This is a genomic window from Pseudoalteromonas sp. GCY (assembly GCF_016695175.1).
GTDB lineage: Bacteria > Pseudomonadota > Gammaproteobacteria > Enterobacterales > Alteromonadaceae > Pseudoalteromonas.
In genome coordinates, this window is the sequence record NZ_CP068023.1 from 3,111,857 (window position 1) to 3,129,750 (window position 17,894).

Genomic DNA, 17,894 nt, shown 5'->3' on the forward strand with positions numbered 1-17,894 from the left:
CGTTAACCGTTTAAGAACTAGTGACGAGCTTCACCTCATCCACACTCTCACTTCCGCAAGTCCATTACTTTGCAGAAGTTGTAACTGAGACTCTATGTTCGCGCTTTGCTCAAATTCGAATGCATCCAATTGATCGTCAAAGATAATTGTCGCAGCACCATCACCGCCACGTTGTTTGACCTGATGTAATGCGATATCAGCTAGGTTCACAGATGATTCCCAACCAATGACCTTACCACCTAGTAGTGGCAATGGATAATAAGACCAACCCATCGACACCGTCAATTTAGTTGTTTTACCATTCGGTAAGCGGTAATCCGTTTCAGCAATCGCCTTACATAAGTCGCTGACATACTCTTCGATATAGTCTCTGCGAAAGTCGCGCAGTAGTAATAGGAATTCATCACCGCTCCAACGGACGACATAATCAGAACCTTGCGTTCGTGTATTGAGTAACGTCGCTAATTGCTGCAAACAACTATCACCGCCAATTGGACCATAAGAATCATTAATTTTGCTGAAATCATCAATGTTCATAATCATCAATACCAAACTCTTATTTTGAGCCTGTAGCGACTGTGCATTGCGCTGATAATGCTCGACATCTTTTGGTAACTGATCAAAGAGGAAGCGACGACTACGTAGCCCCGTCAACTCATCTGAGTGACTTACAAGCTTAAGCTGAGTATTGACCTGGTTGAGTTTTTCATTTGCTTTTCTGAGTTCTGTTGTACGCTCTGCTATCAACGCTTCTAGCGCGGCTTGCTTCCTTCTTTCTTGTGCTCTAAATACCCAGAAAATGAGATAGAACATAAATATAAACGCACAAGTGATAAACAGCCTAAAGTAAATAGTCTCATCGAAACGGCGCGGTAACGTAATGGATAAGTTAAGCACCTTCGCCTGCTCCCAATCTTGCCCTTGGCGCTTAACTTCTAAAACAAAGGTGAAGTTGCCTGGTGGTAAATTGGTATAAATTGCTTCGCGGCGTGACTGAGCATCACGCCATTGCGTATCGTGCCCTTCTAGCTTGTATCTAAATTCAATGCTATGCGGCGCGTAAAAATCAATTGCAGTATAATTAATGGTTAGATCACGCTCAGATGTATCAAGCTGGATCACTTGATTTAATGATTCTGTACTAAATACTCTATCGTGGGTAGACAATGACTCTAGCCTTGGCAATAAATCTCCACCACCAAAAAGCTGGACATTTTTAGGGATTTCAACAACGCCTTGTAAGCTGGGGTAAAAAATAGCTGACTCGGTTTCAATCACGGCATCATGCCCAAGTCCTGAACAACATTGGCTTGGTCTGCCATCAAGCTGCCTATCGAATGGGCTTATTACTTGTTCAACTTGCAAACTCTCTATAACGTGACCAAATTGCGCAACGGGCATGCGATATACCCCTTTCATTGTGCTCACCCAGATGAGCTGATTGCTTTTGTCATAATGCAGCGAAAATATCGATCCGTAAGGCAATCCATTTGAAGCATCAAGCTGATACCAATCACCGTCTGAGGTACGATAGAATAACCCATCGTTGAGAGAACCAACTAAAGTCGTCACGGTATCCAAATGCAAAATACTGGTGATATAAGCGGTATCCAACGACGTTTGAGAACCTATTTTTTCGATCCCCTTATCATTGTAACGATAAGCCCCTTTGTTTGTACCAATGAAGCCGTATCTAGGGAAGTCTTCAACAAAAGTGACGAATTGGCTACCGAGAAAGGCATTATAGGCAAACGGCGTTATCCCCTTGTAATCAAGACGATACAAGCCCCTGCCAGTACCAAACCACATCCCCCCACGATTTGAAGGGCTGAGAGAAAATACCGGATTTTGCCTGAGCTCACGCTCATTTAACTTTTGCAGTGTGCCATCTTCATAGATAAGCGCACCACGATCAGTGCCAAGAATAAGCTTTTCACCGATAAATTCTAAGTCGTGTATTACAGAGCGATTTAACTGAGCACTGGTGAGCACGGGCTGATAACTATCATTTAACCCGATAATACCAAGACCTTCTCTGCTTGCTACCCACAATTGACCATTGGGGCCTTGAGTAATGGCTGAGATAGCTTGATTTGTCCGTTGACCGATATGATGACGCTCAACCTTACCTGAATGAGCAAGCCAAAGCCCCTCATTTAAACTAGCGAGCCAGATATTATTATCGTTATCCATAAAAATATCAGCAAACCAGATGCTCTGATCTAGTTGAATTGGCTCAACAGCTTGCCAAATGCCATTATTTTGTCGGTATAACAATCGCCCATAAGTGGAAACCCACAGGCCACCTTCTTTATCGTTAAGAAACTTATATACCGCATTGTTACCCACTTCTTGGTAACGACGTAGTACTTCATCAATATCTAGAAAATAGGCGCCCAGCTCTGATGCTAAGAACAACTTACCATCGACCCAAGCTAAGTCATGTATGATGGTTTGCGCTAACTGTTCAGGTAATGACACTTTACTTGCCAATTCAAGCCGAACCCCATCACCAGTGCGATTGCTTGATTCGCTGATTTTAAGTAAGTGACGCTCATTTACCAACCAAATACCATCTGGCACCAGCGCCATTTTAGTCACTGAACCTACAATTTGATTGATTTGGGTAACGTCTAACGTACTTTGTTCGATGTTATTGGCGGCTAACGTCAGCTTTTTCGCAGAAACATAATACAGACCATTTGCAGCAATCCAGATCCCGCCGTCTTCATCTTGCAAGATATCTCGTACAGGCCCCTGCAGATCGAAACGTCGAGCTTCTAAGGTTTTGGGGTTGAGTCTTAACAGCCCTCGACGCGTGCCAACCCAGAGCATGCCAAATCGATCCACCACCAATTTATTAATGGCATTGCTATTTAAAAATTCGGTATTTTGGGTGTTGAAATTTTGGAATTGATGACCATCAAAACGACTTAGGCCAAACTGAGTTCCGAGCCAAATGTAACCCTGGTTGTCTTGAACAACACTCTTAACGCTTTGTGACGGTAATCCACTTTGGATATTCCACTGTTTAACTACGTAATCATCTATCGCCGCAAAGCTCGTAATTGGTAGCAGCAAAGTGAAAATGAAAAACAATAGCCTTGTCATCTCGATTCCATCACATCAGCACAGTTAGACTAAAATGCCAGTTTTAAACAAAGCTTGCACGCAAATCAATGAAAAAATGCCAGCTAATACATCATCTAGCATAATCCCCGAGCCACCGTGCAAACGTTTATCGAGCCATCTTATCGGACCCGGTTTCAAAATATCGAAAAAGCGGAACAAAATAAACCCAACGATTAATGACTGCCAGCTAAGTGCCGCCCCTATCATGGTTATATAAAAGCCTGCCACTTCATCCCAGACAATGGCTGGATGGTCATGAACATTAACATCGTCCGCTGTTTTACCACACACCCAAATCCCAAATAACGTCATGACAATCGCGACAAGACATTGCAGCCAAATTGGTGCACCTTGGGTTGCAAAAATAAACGGTAATGCGGCGAAGGTGCCGAAAGTACCAGGTGCTTTTTTTGCTAAACCAAGACCAAATCCGAGTGCAAAGAATTGGTGCGGCTTCTTTAAATTAAATACATACTGCTTAGCCAAACCAACTCCTAGCTAAAATGCTCAAAACCAAGCCCTGCGAGCTGGTAAGGTTGACCTTTTTTGAGCAATTGAATTTCACCATTATTAGCCGTAATTTGGCCAATACAAACTGGCTCAACGCCATATTGCTTTAATCTGGTTTCCACGGCATTTTTGTTATTATCATTGACTGTGAAGAGTAATTCGTAGTCATCACCAAAACCGAGCGCGAGCCGCATGCGTGCGTCTTCATCAAGACTTGAGCGCAGCGCATCAGACTGTGGGACTTTATCGGCATTTATCTTAGCGCCAACTAACGAGCTACGTAAAATATGCTTAAGATCCGCAAGTAGACCGTCTGAGATATCGATTGCAGAGGTGGCAAGCCCTCTAAGTACTTGGCCCGCAGCAACCCGTGGCGCTGGGTAATGAAACTTTTCAAGCGCCGCTTTGTAGTGTTTTGGCTCAAGCGTCCAGCCCTGCTTTCGCGCTTCAATAGCAAGCCCTGCGTCACCAAGCGGACCTGTTACATAAATCCAATCACCCACTCGCGCTCCTGAGCGCTTGAGTGCTTTACCGGTTGGTACAATACCTTTTGCACATACGGTGATAGTCAATGGACCTTGCGTTGTATCGCCACCTATTACCTGTACGTTATAGTACTCAGCAATTTCATGCATGCCCTCAGTGAAGGCTTCTAACCACTCCAAGTCAGCGTTGGGTAACGTTAAACCAAGCGACACCCAAGTAGGCTCAGCGCCCATTGCAGCTAAGTCGCTAAGATTTACCGCGATCACACGATGGCCAAGCGCCCGAGGTGGAATATCTTCAAAAAAGTGCACACCCGCAACTAGCGTATCCGTTGTTACCGCAAGCTGATTGCCAGCAGGAACTGAAACTAAGGCGCAGTCATCACCGATCCCAAGCTCTACATCTCGACGAATAATGCCACGGCCTTTAAAGTAGTGATTGATTAGCTCAAATTCTTTCATACACAAAAAAGCCGGCCAAGGCCGGCTATTCCTATAGTAAAGCTTATTTGCGAATAAACTTAACCGCTTTGTCTAGTACACCGTTAACGAATTTGTGGCTTTCTTCAGCGCCAAACATTTTCGCTAACTCAATACCTTCGTTGATAGCCACTTTGTATGGCACATCTTCACGGAATTTAAGCTCATAAGCACTAACACGTAACACGGCAAGCTCAACCATATCCAATTCTTCAAGTGGACGAGCTAAATGCGGACGAATTGCTTCGTCTAGCTGCTTTTGGTTAACAACAACACCACGCGCTAAGTCTTTGAAGTATTCTACATCGACTTTCGTTACGTCGTTTTCGATCAGCATTTGCTGTTCGATATCGGCAATTGGGTTACCACTTAGCTGCCAAGAATAAATAGCTTGTAAAGCAAGTACACGTGCTTTGCGTCTAGCTGCTGGTTTCACTGAGATTCCTCTTAAATTTGCTCTAGCACGTTCACCATTTCTAGAGCTCCAAGGGCGGCTTCTCCCCCTTTGTTGCCCATTTTAGTGCCCGCGCGCTCGATAGCTTGCTCAATGCTTTCAGTGGTAAGTACACCAAAAGCAACAGGGATGTCATAATCTAATGAAACGCTAGCTAAGCCTTTGTTAGACTCGTTAGCAACTAAATCGAAGTGTGGTGTACCACCACGAATAATCACACCTAGCGCAATAATCGCGTCGTGCTCTTTTTTCATCGCAACGCGTTTTGCTGCTAGTGGTAGTTCAACCGCTCCCGGTACATATACAACCGTGATGTCTTCATCGCTAACACCACCGGTACGCTTTAATTCATCTACAGCGCCTTCAAGTAAGCTGCTACCGATAAAATCGTTAAAACGTGAAATGACAATGGCAAATTTTTTGCCAGGAGCGTATTTATTACCTTCGATTACTTTCATTAGATGTTCCTAATCTGTATGAGCAATTGCCAAATTGAGGCGCATGATAGCACAGTAATGTGGCAATCGCCTACTATCTGAATATAGGCGATTGCGATCAATTTGGCATTTTGGAATTATTTTGGTTCGACGTATTCAACCACTTCTAAGTGGAAACCAGACAGTGCATGATATTTTTTAGGTAGACTCATTAGGCGCATTTTCTGAATGCCTAAATCAGCCAAAATTTGCGACCCCACACCTACGGTGCGCGAAGTACCTTGGAATTTACGGTAGTTCACCTGTTCACCCGCATCTTCCGCAGCAAATGCCTTAACCAGCGCTTCCATCTCTTCGCTGCGTTCTTGCTTACCAAGAATGACTAATACACCTTCGTTGTCGGCGATGTGCTTCATGGCGCTTTGCAGCGTCCAGCTTCTATCCGCACTGCGATCTGAATGAAGAATATCGTTAAATGTGCTTTGCAAATGCACACGTACTAAATTGGCTTCTTCCGATTTGATCTCGCCCTTTACCATCGCATAGTGAAGTTGATTATCAATGGTGTCTTTGTAAGTAACGAGGTTAAACTCACCAAACTCAGTAGGAAGTTTACACTCTGCTACTTTTTCGATGGTGGTTTCGTTTAAGTTACGATACTCAATTAAATCAGCAATGGTGCCGATTTTAATATCGTGTTCTTTTGCGAATACTTCTAGTTGTGGGCGACGTGCCATAGTGCCGTCTGGATTTAGAATTTCAACAATCACAGATGCAGGTTCCAATCCCGCCAAACGTGCTAAATCACATCCAGCTTCAGTATGGCCTGCGCGCGTTAAAACGCCGCCTGGTTGCGCCATGATTGGGAAGATATGACCTGGTTGTACAATATCTTCAGGCACAGCACCTTTGGCAACCGCAGCTTGCACTGTACGAGCACGATCTGCTGCTGAAATTCCCGTCGTTACGCCTTTTGCAGCTTCAATAGACAAAGTAAAGTTGGTAGAGAACTGAGCGCCATTGGTTTTCACCATTAGTGGTAAGTTCAGCTGCTCACAGCGCTCCTGTGTCATGGTTAAACAGATTAACCCGCGACCATATGTTGCCATGAAATTAATTGCATCTGGTGTAATGTGCTCTGCTGCAATGATCAGATCACCTTCATTTTCTCGGTCTTCATCGTCCATCAAAATAACCATTTTACCGGCTTTAATGTCCGCGATGATTTCCTCAGCACTATTTAAACTCATAGTTTTCCCATTTTTACTTTGTCTGTGGCTACTTTATAAAGCCAGCTTTCGCCAATAGACTGGTTGTGAGAGTGGACTCGCTGGCAGCGCTTGGCTCACCCTGAATTAGTCTTTCGAGGTAGCGGGCGATTTGATCAACCTCTAGGTTTAGCTTTGACCCGACTTGAAAACCTGCAATCGTCGTTTCTTGCGCCGTATGTGGCACTATGGTCAATTTAAAGCGATTTTGTTCCACGGCATTGACCGTCAAACTGATACCATCAATGGCAACTGAACCTTTATACGGAATATACTTCATTAGCGATGACGGCGCGGCTAACCAATAGTCAGTCGCTCTGGCATTAGCGGTTATCTCAACCACTTCAGCAATACCATCCACATGGCCTGACACCAAATGACCGCCTAGACGTGAAATCGGCTGCAGTGCCTTTTCAAGATTGACCTTTTGGCCTTGTTTGTACTCGGCAAAACGCGTCAAACTTAAGGTTTCGTTAGAAACATCGGCTTTGAAGCCATCATGAAACTTCTCAGTTACAGTCAGGCAAACCCCGTTCGTGGCAATACTATCACCCAAGTTTACATCGCTCATATCAAGAGATGTCGTGGTCACACGAACAATTAAATCGCCGCCCTTGAGCTGCAATTGAGTTAATGTTCCTGTTGCTTCGATAATACCTGTAAACATTTTACTTCTCTTTAGTCGCGATAAGTTTGAGATCAGGCCCCACTTGGCAAACGTCGCCAAACACTAACTCTGGTATTTGCGACATGGCACTCAGTGGCGTGGTGTTAAACAGCCCTTTTCCAGCGCCAATTATTTTCGGTGCCAAATAGACTATATATTCATCGATTAGCCCTTGTTCATGCATTACCCCCGCAAGGGTGGCACCGGCTTCTAGCCAAACATAATTACAGTGCTTTTCAGCCAGCTTGTTGAGCACGGCTTTTAGGTCGAGCTTACCGTTGATTTCAGGCACGACAATTTGCTCTACGAAATGAGGCCATTGCGCTGAATTATCAATAGTACGGCGAAAAATAATCACAGGAGATGCAATTTTAAATAGCGCAAGATCTGGTGTCAGACGATTTTGTGAGTCAATAATCGCACGTATCGGCTGGCGTAGCTCAGATTGGGGATAATCGGTGTCTTGCAAAAATTCTTCACGAACATTGAGTCTTGCGTTGTCTACCATAACCGTATCAGCTCCGGTCAAGACCACGCAGCTTTGCGCGCGGTGGCGCTGTACGTCCAAGCGCGCTGCCGCTGAGGTAATCCACTTGCTCTGGCCATTGTTTAATGCGGTTTTACCATCAAGAGAAGCGGCAAGCTTACAAGTCACGAATGGCAACCCATACTCCATTCGCTTCAAGAAACCGGTATTTAGTGCCCTTGCTTGTGGCTCTAGCAAACCAAAAGCCGTTTCAATTCCCGCGGCCTCTAACATCGCCAATCCACGCCCTGCAACTTGTGGGTTGGGATCAACCATGGCTGCAACCACTCTGCTGACGCCTGCGTCAATCAGACCTTTTGCGCACGGCGGCGTTCTGCCATAGTGACTACATGGCTCAAGCGTTACATAGGCAGTTGCACCAGCGGCTTTAGCTCCAGCTTGCTTAAGCGCATGCACTTCAGCATGGCCTTCACCTGCTTTTAAGTGCGCGCCTTCGCCGACTATTTCACCGTTTTTTACGATCACACAGCCGACGTTTGGATTTGGTGTTGTGGTGTATTTACCGCGCTTTGCAAGCGTAATGGCGCGGCTCATGTAATCATGGTCTTGCGTTGTGAACTGGCTCAATCTCCCAACCTCGCAATTTCTTCACCAAACTCACGAATATCTTCGAAAGAACGATATACCGAAGCAAATCGCACATAAGCCACTTTATCGAGCTTTTTGAGGGCTTCCATAATACATTCGCCAATCATGTCGCTTGGTACTTCACGTTCGCCAGTACCACGAATTTGAGATTTAATCTGATGTACTACTTCTTCTATTTGTTCTGTGCTGACGGGACGCTTTTCCAGCGCTCGGTGCATGCCATTGAGTAGCTTATCTTCATTGAAAGGCTCTCTGGTACCATCTTGCTTTATTACGCGCGGCATTAAGAGCTCAGCGCCTTCAAAAGTGGTAAAGCGTTCGTGGCATAAAATACACTCACGACGGCGACGGACTTGGTGGCCGGAAGCAACCAAACGTGAATCTATCACTTTGGTATCTTTGGCTGTACAGAATGGACAATGCATAGACGCTCTCGTTGACTCAAAAACAAAAAAGGCCGCTTGAATGCGGCCTTAATCATAACAAAAAACTGCTTTTTTGTGAGCGAAATTATGCGTAAACAGGTAATTTAGCGCAAATTGCTTTTACTTTTTCTTTCACTTGTGCCTGTACAGACTCATCATTGATGTTGTCTAGTACGTCACAGATCCAGCCAGCAAGCTCTTTCGACTCAGCTTCTTTGAAGCCACGACGAGTGATCGCAGGAGAACCAATACGCAGACCAGAAGTAACGAACGGTGAACGTGGATCGTTTGGTACAGAGTTTTTGTTTACTGTGATGTTTGCACGGCCAAGCGCTGCATCCGCATCTTTACCTGTGATGTCTTTATCAATCAGGTCAAGTAGGAACAGGTGGTTTTCAGTTTTGCCAGAAACCACTTTATAACCACGCTCCTGAAGTACCGCAACCATAGCTTGTGCATTTTTAACCACTTGCTCTTGGTATGACTTGAACTCTGGCTGTAGTGCTTCTTTGAACGCAACCGCTTTCGCAGCGATAACGTGACATAGAGGACCACCTTGACCACCAGGGAATACCGCAGAGTTTAGCTTTTTGTAGATTTCTTCATCATCACAAGCAGAGATGATAAGACCACCACGAGGACCCGCTAGTGTTTTGTGCGTTGTTGTTGTTACAACATGTGCATGAGGCACTGGGCTTGGGTAGATACCAGCGGCGACTAGACCTGCAACGTGCGCCATATCAACAAGTAGGTAAGCGCCTACTTTGTCAGCGATTTCGCGGAACTTAGCCCAGTCAACGATACCTGAGTACGCAGAGAAACCACCGATGATCATTTTTGGCTTGTGCTCAAGTGCTAACGCTTCAACTTGCGCGTAATCGATTTCGCCAGTTTCTTCGTTTAGACCGTACTGGATAGCATTGTACGTTTTACCTGAGAAGTTTACGTGTGAACCGTGCGTTAAGTGACCACCGTGAGCAAGGCTCATACCTAGCACAGTGTCATGTGGCTGAAGTAGCGCTTGGAATACCGCCGCGTTTGCTTGTGAGCCAGCGTGAGGCTGAACGTTTGCGTAAGTCGAACCAAATAGCTCATTGGCACGGTCAATCGCAAGTTGCTCAACCACGTCTACGTGCTCACAACCGCCGTAGTAACGCTTACCTGGGTAACCTTCAGCATACTTGTTTGTTAGCTGAGAACCCTGCGCTTCAAGTACACGTGGGCTACAGTAGTTCTCAGAAGCGATAAGCTCGATGTGCTCTTCTTGACGTGAAGTTTCGGCTTCAATCGCTGCAAATAGTTCTGGGTCAAAATCTGCAATATTCATGTTACGTTCTAACATGGTTTCTCCTAGGTAAACGTAAGGGTATTTTTAAAGACAATCTAGCATCACAAGATAACCAGTTTGCCTATGAAATCAGCATGGGCATATTTAAGCAAGGATTGAATTTATTTCACACCCCTATCGCGATGATATTTTTTTATTTAAACATTAATATTTTAAATAAGACAACCTAAGTTGCATTTGAAAAGCTAATATAGTCTTGTAATTGACCTTATCTGAGTAGGCGTTCTACCCACTCAGATAGGCTCTCTGATTTAGTTGAGTTTTGCTAATATTGCTGCCTTCAAAGCATCATAATCTGCACTAAGCGGCTCTGCCAAACATGGTTTTTGCAATGCATCGGCCAACGGTTTTGGCATATCAAGCTGCTGATTTAAAACACCTTCTACAGATTCCTTAAACTTCGCAGGATGTGCAGTGGCAAGGAAAATTCCGATTTCATCCGCTTGAGAGTCCAGCGCTAATCCCTCGTAGGCTATCGCAGTATGCGGCTCAGCCAAGTAACCTTTATCATGTAATTCTTGCATTACCGACTGAGTCCGAACTTCTGACACCGAACGTGAATAAAAGTCATGTTTGTTAAAATCCCCTCTATCTAGCATGATTTCAACACGAGGCCAGTTATTAGGTTTACTCACGTCCATCGCATTAGAGAGTGACTCCAAAGTGTCGTTTGGTTGCCACTCACCCGAGGCAATGTAACGGGGCACAGTATCATTTTGGTTTGTCGTGGCACTTAATTTGGCAATAGGCAGTCCAATCGCGGCCGCAATCATCGCCGCACAGACATTACCGAAGTTACCACTTGGCACTGAAACATGCACTTTATCACGCTGAGATTTAGGTAATTGCGCTAGCGCTTCAAAGTAATAACACACTTGCGCCACTAAGCGGCTGATGTTGATGGAGTTTGCCGAATTAAGACCAAGCTTTTGTTTTACTTCGTCATCAAGGAATGCAGACTTCACCATCGCTTGGCAGTCATCAAAGCTGCCATCTACAGCATAACAATGAATGTTTTTCCCAAGTGTTGTAAACAGCTTTTGTTGGGCAAGCGAAATTTTGCCATGAGGATAAAGGATCACAACATCGACATTTTCTTTTTCGTAAAATGCATGGGCAACGGCGGCACCAGTATCACCACTTGTTGCCGTGAGGATAGTCACGCGCTCACCTTGATTAAACATGCTAATGCATTCCGCCATAAAGCGACCGCCAAAGTCCTTAAACGCCAGCGTTGGTCCATGAAAAAGCTCTAAACAATGCTGATTTTTAGCAACTTCGACTAACTTAGCTGGGAAATTAAAGGCGCGTTTTACCATCGCATCGAGCGTATCTTGTGGTAGTTCATCACCAATAAGGTGATGTAATACCTTGGCACTACGCTCAGCAAAAGGTAATTCAAGTAGTGCATCAACATCCGCAATACGCTCAAATGTAGGAGGAAAAAAGACCCCTTGGTTACGACCTAAACCGATTTTTACCGCTTCAACGAATGAGACTATCTGCTGTTCGTCTTTTAAATTCACTAATTTCATTACTTTTGATCCTTTAATTCTCTTGTGCCAAGCTTATCTAATCGGCAAATATGGCTAAACCCAGCTTCATTTATATAGTTTTGTTGCAGCCATTGCTGCACTGCATTTGCCTGTTGCTCTGACTTACAAATAGCAAATAGTGTGGGCCCTGCCCCTGAAATACTCACCAGTTCGGCACCTAGGGCTGGTAGCGCGTCTTTTGCTTCATTAAAGCCAGCAATGAGTGGCGCTCTCGCTTCTTCGGCAATACTGTCTTTCATCATCGACAGTGCTTTGTCAAATTGACCTGACTGCATCAATAAACAAAAGCCTGACAGTCGCTGGGCAAACTCCACCGTATCATGCAAAGAAAACTGCTGCGGTAGTGCTTGCCTTGCTTTCGCTGTATTCAATGCAAAGCCAGGATATGCAATAACATAAAACCAGCTTTCATCATGCGCTACACTGATTGCTTTACTTGGAATGCAGTCTGCCGTCAGTTGTAGTCCACCAAGGTAGCATGGCGTGATGTTGTCGTAGTGACGACCGCCACTGACCTTTGCTTCAAAGTCGGCCATCAATTCAATGAGCGCCTCTTGGCTTAATCGCGTATTGGCAAAATCATTGAGTGCAGCAAAAGCGGCAACCACAGAGCAAGCGCTAGAGCCTAAACCAGAACCAACAGGAAGGCCTTTATATAAGGTCATGGCAACCGCAGGCATGTTTGGTGCCACATGCTGTTTGAAGTGCTGTAAACACTGAAACGCCAAATTGTCTTTAGGATCGGCGGAGAGCTTTTCAGCATATGGACCAATACAATTGAACGTATCACGCTCTGCGGCTTCAACACTGACCTGATCACCCAATAAACTGCCATCAATAGGCTGGAGTGCGGCGCCAAGGGCGTCAAAGCCAACACAAAAATTGCCCATTGACGCTGGTGCATAAAACGTTTTCATAACTCCTACCTCGACAGCGTTTTTAGGATATCAGCAAATACGCCTGCAGAGGTTACTTCTGCGCCCGCGCCATAACCTCTGATCACAAAAGGCTTTGGTTGATAATACTGACTTAAGATAGCCAGTGCGTTTTCACCATCACGAATATCGTACAGAGCGTGCTCTTTGTCTACGGCTTCAATGCCAACGCGGCATTTACCGTCAACGATTGAACCGACATAGCGTAGCACTTGGCCTTGTGCTTTTGCCGCAGCAATACGCGCTGCGAAAGCATCATCTAATTGCGGTAATTGCGCCATAAATTCATCAACACTGGCGCCCTCAGCAAACCCTTCAGGTAATACTGATTCAACTTCAATATCACTGAGCTCCAACGGCAGCCCCGATTCACGGGCAATGATAAGCAGCTTACGCGCAACATCCGTACCAGATAAGTCATCGCGCGGATCTGGCTCTGTAAAACCACTTTGTTTAGCTTTCTCTGTCGCTTCCGATAGCGATAAACCATCCGACAATACGCCAAAGATATACGATAACGAGCCAGACAAAATACCACTGAATGAAAGCAGTTCATCTCCTGCGCCAAACAGCAATTTAAGGTTATCTAATACAGGGAGTCCGGCGCCAACGTTGGTTTCGTATAGAAAGTGACGGCGCTTAGCAAGTGCAGCCTGTTGTAGTGACTGATAATACTCATAGCTGCCAGTATTGGCTTTTTTGTTAGCCGCAACGACATGAAAGCCCGCATTAAGAAAGTCTAAATAGCCATCGGCAACAAACTGAGCCGCACTACAATCGACAATCACAGGGTTAATCAAATGATTTTGTCTAACAAACTGGCTCACCTGTTGTAAATCAAAGCCCGACTCCGCTTTCTCAAGCGCCAGCTCCCAGTTATCAAACGGTACGCCTTCTGGGTCTAAGTAACACTTACTTGAGTTTGCAATGCCATAGAGATTCAAACGGATATTGCGTTTTTCAAGCCATGCTTGCTGCTTATGAAACTGCTTCATTAATTCTTGACCCACTAGACCGCAGCCAATCAAGAAAACATCGATGGATGGCACGTGCGTGAAGAAGTTTTCGTGACACACTTTTACTGCATCTTGGCAAAGTTCACCGTCAACCACCGCCGAAATAGAACTCTCCGTTGAGTCCTGCGCGATGGCAACAATATTCACCTGAGCCTGTGCAAGTGACGCAAAGAATTTGGCCGCAAGACCTTTGTGCGCTTTCATGTTGTCGCCAACCAAAGTAACGATAGCAAGGTTACGTTGCACTTCAATTGGGTCGATTAAACCTGCTTGCGTTTCAAGCTCAAATGCCTGTTCAAGCGCAACCAGCGCAAGTGTTAAGTCTTGCTCATGGACACAGAAACTGATGCTGAATTCACAAGAAGATTGCGTAATAAGTACGATGGATACATTATCTGATGCCAGTGCGGAAAAGACCCTAGCAGCCATGCCAACCTTGCCTTTCATTCCAGGCCCTGCCACGGTCAGCATAGCCAGTTTATCTAGACTCGAAAGTGCTTTTACTGGAGCTTCTCCGCCGCCCTGAGCACAAATCAGTGAGCCCGGCACTTCAGGGTCATGAGTATTTTTAATTTCACAAGGCACATCGGCTTTGGCGCAAGGTAAAATGGTTTTTGGGTGCAGCACTTTAGCGCCAAAATAAGATAGCTCCATGGCTTCTTTATAAGATAGCACGTCGACCTTAGTCGCTTTCTTTATCAGGCGAGGATCTGCACTGTAGACTCCATCAACGTCAGTCCAGATTTGGCAGATTTCGGCTTCAAGACACGCAGCAGCGACTGCCGCAGAGTAGTCAGAACCATTGCGACCAAGTGTTGTCAGCTCGCCCGCTTCATTGCTTCCAGTAAAGCCCGCCATGATATAAAAACGCGACGCTTGGGCACGCACTAACTCTGCAAAACATAATTTACTTAGCTTAAGGTCAACCTCGGCATCGAGATACCCGCCCTGCGTTTTTACACAAGCGTCAGCACTAAGCGCTACGGAGTCTGATTGCAGCATGGTGTCCATCAGCGCAACGCTAATGCGTTCGCCAAAACTAATCACATAGGCTCTTGCTTGATCTGGGCAGTGTCCCAGTAACTTGGCGCCATCTAATTTATTCTTAAGTAATTCAAAGTCAGGCCAGCCTACAACACCGCCGTACACCGCTTGCACTTCATCGTGTAAGCCTTGGCTGCGGGAAGTAAATGACAGCCACTGGGAGTCCAACGCTTCTCCTCGTCCAGCCAAATCAGCAAGCTCAACGAGCTGATCTGTCATGCCACCGGGAGCCGACAGCACGATAAGCGCTTGTTGTTGGCCATGGTCTTTAACTAGCTCGCTGACTCTTTGTAAACAGGCAAAATCTTTGAGGGAAGACCCTCCAAACTTTAGTACTCGCATCATTTTTCCTCATTCCAAAAACAAAAAAGGCCTGTGTTCTTAGTGAACACAGGCCTTTTTCAAACTCGCACTGACCTATGCCACTATCCCGTTAGGATGGTGGTTGTAATAATGGTCGTAGTGATAATATTCGTTTTCATAATTTTAGATTGCCTGAAGTTTAGCCGCGCTGTCAATACGAAAGAGTAAAATAGATTATGCAAATTTTTAATAGTGACATTTGTAATTTGCATAGATAAGTTATCGGATACCAAACTGGTGCAGTAATCCTAATAACTGCTCTGCTTTAACCGGTTTTTCTAAAAACCCTAACGCCCCCAAATTTGCTACTCTTTCTTTCATCTTGGCCTGAACATCTGCCGAAATAACCACCACGAAACATTCAATTCGGTGTGCTTTTATTGCCTCTAACACAGCAATCCCATCAAGTATTGGCATGGTTAAATCCAGACACAATAAATCTATTTGCTGAGTTTTCAGTAAATCAATCGCCTGCTGGCCATTCTGTGCTTGGTGCAAGGTCAGGTCTAATTTGCTTTGTAAGTTTTTAATGACTTGTTTACGGGCGACAGCCGAATCATCGCAAACTAAGACGGAATAACTCATAAACTGGTCAGTCTTGTACTATCGTTAATAAAACGGTCACTGGATATCGCTATCTTATAACACATTAAACTTTCCTAGGTAAGGCGCTAAAAAGCATATTTAATGAAGATAATTATTTATTTTTAACCATTTATTAGCTAACTTTAAAAACAGATTATACAAAGGCGATGAACTTACCGTAGGAGCTCAGCTTAATTCATGCTGCAAAAAAGCCTCTCAAAAAAATTGCTCACCAATGTGCTGTCGGTTTACTTCCTTCTAACCTTTGTCGTCACATGTGGTCAAATCGTTGCTGAATACGTCAATACCAAAGACTATATTCGCAATGAACTTACCATGCTGCAAAAAACCTTTAGCCGCAGTTTGACCCGTGCCATTTGGGAACTCAATACGAAGCAGACCGTTACCACGGCTGAGGGCCTACTTGCGATCCCCATGATCGAAGGAATTATTGTACGGGATGACAGCGGTGAAATTATTTCACAGCTTGGCCGCTCACTAGATATTCACGAGCTATATAGCCAACAGCTTGTTCAAGAAGAAGCAATAATCGAAGATACACCATCTGGTTTGTTTGGTTACACATTTCCGTTGATTTTTGAGTTCTCGGGACGTGCAACTCAAGTCGGTGACGTAACATTATTTTCTAGCCGAGAGGTCGTCTTTAGTCGCATCATGATCTCTATTTACTTTTTGATAGGTAATGCGATGATTAAGACGACATTCTTGATTATTCTATTTTTAATTGCCTTCAGAAAGCTACTCACCGAACCACTAAGCGATCTCACCGAGCAAATTGAAGACTTTGAGGTCGACAACGTTGACGGTCATAAAATAGATATCGGCGCAAAAGAGCGCAATGAACTAAAGATCATGGAAGAGGCATTCAATAAGCTAATTGATAAGGTCTCTGAATATCGTAAAAAGCTCGATCAAACTCAAAAAGAGCTTTTGATCAGCAATGAAAAGCTTGATCAACATAATATTCAGTTGGAGCAAGAAGTCGCACGTAAGACCTCAAACCTGAGCCAAGCGATGATGGATCTCCAGCAACAAAAATATGAATTAGAAAAGCAGAAGTTAACGCTCACAGAAGAGATTGATTTAAGAAAACAAACAGAAGAAGAACTATTAACAAAACAAAAAGAGCTTGAGAAATACGTAGATGAGCTGAACATGGCACAAGAGCGCTTAGTGGGCTCTGAAAAAATGGCGGCACTTGGTGGCCTCGTTGCCGGTATTACGCACGATATTAATACGCCCGTTGGTATCGGCGTGACTGCGACGTCGTTCTTGCAGGAACGTTTAGATCAGCTTGAAGCGGCGTACAACGGAAAAACCTTATCACCAAAAGCGTTAGAAGAATTCATTAGCGAAGCAAAGCAAAGTGCTAGCCTACTTACCACCAATTTGGACCGCGCATCGGAGCTTGTCGCAAGCTTTAAACAAATTGCAGTCGATCAGGCCAGTGAAGCGGTTCGTACCATTAACCTGAAGCAATACCTTGGTGAAGTGATCCGCTCATTACATCCAAAATTGAAGAAAACTCATCATCAAGTGAATGTTGAATGCCCTGAAGACATGACGCTAAATTTACCAGCTGGGGCAATTAGCCAAATATTCACTAACCTTATCATGAACTCTTTGATCCATGGTTTTGAAAATCAAGACCAAGGACAAATAGATATTAAAATTAAAGAAGACAATGGTATGGTAAATATCGTCTACAAAGACAACGGCAAGGGCGTAAGTAAAGCCCAACTAGACCGGTTGTTTGACCCCTTCTTTACGACCAAACGCGATCAAGGAGGCAGTGGGCTTGGTACCCATATTACCCTAAACCTCGTAAAACAAACCTTGAATGGGGATATCGAAGTAAATAGTGAAGAAGGCAAAGGCCTCACCTACTACATCAGCTTCCCAAAAGACTTACAAAAACCAATGGCGATGTTTAGCTAACCAAGTTTAGTACACGACAACCATCCAATACGCCAAGCTGCACAGTGGCGTATTGGAGCAAGATATCTCCCTCCACCATCAAACATCATCTAGTG

Annotated in this window: 15 protein-coding genes; 1 reads left to right on the top strand and 14 read right to left on the bottom strand. The window is 44.7% G+C overall.

The annotated features are described in order from the left end of the window. Window positions 1–30: 30 nt before the first annotated feature. The 14 genes from JJQ94_RS19330 to JJQ94_RS19395 all read right to left on the bottom strand — a co-directional run bounded on the left by JJQ94_RS19330 (window position 31) and on the right by JJQ94_RS19395 (window position 15,840). On the bottom strand, window positions 31–3,111 hold the full coding sequence (locus JJQ94_RS19330; protein WP_099030158.1) for a ligand-binding sensor domain-containing diguanylate cyclase: 3,081 nt from the start codon (window positions 3,109–3,111) through the stop codon (window positions 31–33). Between the two features lie 24 nt (window positions 3,112–3,135). Then, window positions 3,136–3,618 (bottom strand): phosphatidylglycerophosphatase A family protein, encoded by a 483-nt coding sequence (locus tag JJQ94_RS19335; RefSeq protein WP_010606135.1) that lies wholly within the window; start codon window positions 3,616–3,618, stop codon window positions 3,136–3,138. 8 nt (window positions 3,619–3,626) lie between these two features. Further along, complete coding sequence (gene thiL, locus JJQ94_RS19340) at window positions 3,627–4,589, bottom strand: thiamine-phosphate kinase (protein WP_099030157.1); 963 nt, start codon at window positions 4,587–4,589, stop codon at window positions 3,627–3,629. 43 nt (window positions 4,590–4,632) lie between these two features. Further along, window positions 4,633–5,043 (bottom strand): transcription antitermination factor NusB, encoded by a 411-nt coding sequence (gene nusB, locus JJQ94_RS19345; RefSeq protein ID WP_010372094.1) that lies wholly within the window; start codon window positions 5,041–5,043, stop codon window positions 4,633–4,635. An 11-nt stretch (window positions 5,044–5,054) separates the two neighbouring features. Next, window positions 5,055–5,519: a 6,7-dimethyl-8-ribityllumazine synthase gene (gene ribH, locus JJQ94_RS19350; RefSeq protein ID WP_010372096.1), complete on the bottom strand. Its 465-nt coding sequence runs from the start codon at window positions 5,517–5,519 to the stop codon at window positions 5,055–5,057. Window positions 5,520–5,635: 116 nt separating this feature from the next. Next, window positions 5,636–6,748: a bifunctional 3,4-dihydroxy-2-butanone-4-phosphate synthase/GTP cyclohydrolase II gene (gene ribBA / locus JJQ94_RS19355; protein ID WP_010606133.1), complete on the bottom strand. Its 1,113-nt coding sequence runs from the start codon at window positions 6,746–6,748 to the stop codon at window positions 5,636–5,638. A gap of 28 nt (window positions 6,749–6,776) precedes the next feature. Beyond that, window positions 6,777–7,433: a riboflavin synthase gene (locus JJQ94_RS19360; protein ID WP_010606132.1), complete on the bottom strand. Its 657-nt coding sequence runs from the start codon at window positions 7,431–7,433 to the stop codon at window positions 6,777–6,779. 1 nt (window position 7,434) lies between these two features. Continuing rightward, on the bottom strand, window positions 7,435–8,547 hold the full coding sequence (gene ribD / locus JJQ94_RS19365) for a bifunctional diaminohydroxyphosphoribosylaminopyrimidine deaminase/5-amino-6-(5-phosphoribosylamino)uracil reductase RibD (RefSeq protein ID WP_099030156.1): 1,113 nt from the start codon (window positions 8,545–8,547) through the stop codon (window positions 7,435–7,437). Next, a complete protein-coding gene (nrdR, locus tag JJQ94_RS19370) occupies window positions 8,544–8,993 on the bottom strand; it encodes a transcriptional regulator NrdR (protein ID WP_010372109.1) in 450 nt (149 codons plus the stop codon). The genes ribD and nrdR overlap by 4 nt, the downstream gene beginning before the upstream one ends. An 85-nt stretch (window positions 8,994–9,078) precedes the next feature. Continuing rightward, window positions 9,079–10,335: a serine hydroxymethyltransferase gene (gene glyA / locus JJQ94_RS19375; protein ID WP_099030155.1), complete on the bottom strand. Its 1,257-nt coding sequence runs from the start codon at window positions 10,333–10,335 to the stop codon at window positions 9,079–9,081. Between the two features lie 257 nt (window positions 10,336–10,592). After that, window positions 10,593–11,876 carry a threonine synthase gene (thrC, locus tag JJQ94_RS19380; RefSeq protein ID WP_099030154.1) on the bottom strand — a complete coding sequence of 428 codons (1,284 nt, stop codon included), beginning with the start codon at window positions 11,874–11,876 and terminating at the stop codon, window positions 10,593–10,595. Continuing rightward, window positions 11,876–12,814 carry a homoserine kinase gene (thrB, locus tag JJQ94_RS19385; protein WP_099030153.1) on the bottom strand — a complete coding sequence of 313 codons (939 nt, stop codon included), beginning with the start codon at window positions 12,812–12,814 and terminating at the stop codon, window positions 11,876–11,878. Before thrB ends, thrC begins: the two co-directional genes overlap by 1 nt. 5 nt (window positions 12,815–12,819) lie before the next feature. Further along, a complete protein-coding gene (gene thrA / locus JJQ94_RS19390; RefSeq protein WP_099030152.1) occupies window positions 12,820–15,234 on the bottom strand; it encodes a bifunctional aspartate kinase/homoserine dehydrogenase I in 2,415 nt (804 codons plus the stop codon). Between the two features lie 240 nt (window positions 15,235–15,474). Next, the gene (locus JJQ94_RS19395; protein ID WP_010372125.1) at window positions 15,475–15,840 is read right to left on the bottom strand and encodes a response regulator; all 366 of its coding nucleotides are present in this window, start codon (window positions 15,838–15,840) and stop codon (window positions 15,475–15,477) included. 198 nt (window positions 15,841–16,038) lie between these two features. On the opposite strand from JJQ94_RS19395, the gene JJQ94_RS19400 reads away from it, so the two are divergent. Beyond that, on the top strand, window positions 16,039–17,799 hold the full coding sequence (locus JJQ94_RS19400) for a sensor histidine kinase (RefSeq protein ID WP_010372128.1): 1,761 nt from the start codon (window positions 16,039–16,041) through the stop codon (window positions 17,797–17,799). Window positions 17,800–17,894 lie beyond the last annotated feature (95 nt).

Coding starts and splice junctions, on each gene's coding strand:
- JJQ94_RS19330 (WP_099030158.1), bottom strand. CDS start 3,111: ATGACAAGGCTATTGTTTTTCATTTTCACTTTGCTGCTACCAATTACG.
- thiL (WP_099030157.1), bottom strand. CDS start 4,589: ATGAAAGAATTTGAGCTAATCAATCACTACTTTAAAGGCCGTGGCATT.
- ribH (WP_010372096.1), bottom strand. CDS start 5,519: ATGAAAGTAATCGAAGGTAATAAATACGCTCCTGGCAAAAAATTTGCC.
- ribBA (WP_010606133.1), bottom strand. CDS start 6,748: ATGAGTTTAAATAGTGCTGAGGAAATCATCGCGGACATTAAAGCCGGT.
- JJQ94_RS19360 (WP_010606132.1), bottom strand. CDS start 7,433: ATGTTTACAGGTATTATCGAAGCAACAGGAACATTAACTCAATTGCAG.
- nrdR (WP_010372109.1), bottom strand. CDS start 8,993: ATGCATTGTCCATTCTGTACAGCCAAAGATACCAAAGTGATAGATTCA.
- glyA (WP_099030155.1), bottom strand. CDS start 10,335: ATGTTAGAACGTAACATGAATATTGCAGATTTTGACCCAGAACTATTT.
- thrC (WP_099030154.1), bottom strand. CDS start 11,876: ATGAAATTAGTGAATTTAAAAGACGAACAGCAGATAGTCTCATTCGTT.
- thrB (WP_099030153.1), bottom strand. CDS start 12,814: ATGAAAACGTTTTATGCACCAGCGTCAATGGGCAATTTTTGTGTTGGC.
- thrA (WP_099030152.1), bottom strand. CDS start 15,234: ATGCGAGTACTAAAGTTTGGAGGGTCTTCCCTCAAAGATTTTGCCTGT.
- JJQ94_RS19395 (WP_010372125.1), bottom strand. CDS start 15,840: ATGAGTTATTCCGTCTTAGTTTGCGATGATTCGGCTGTCGCCCGTAAA.
- JJQ94_RS19400 (WP_010372128.1), top strand. CDS start 16,039: ATGCTGCAAAAAAGCCTCTCAAAAAAATTGCTCACCAATGTGCTGTCG.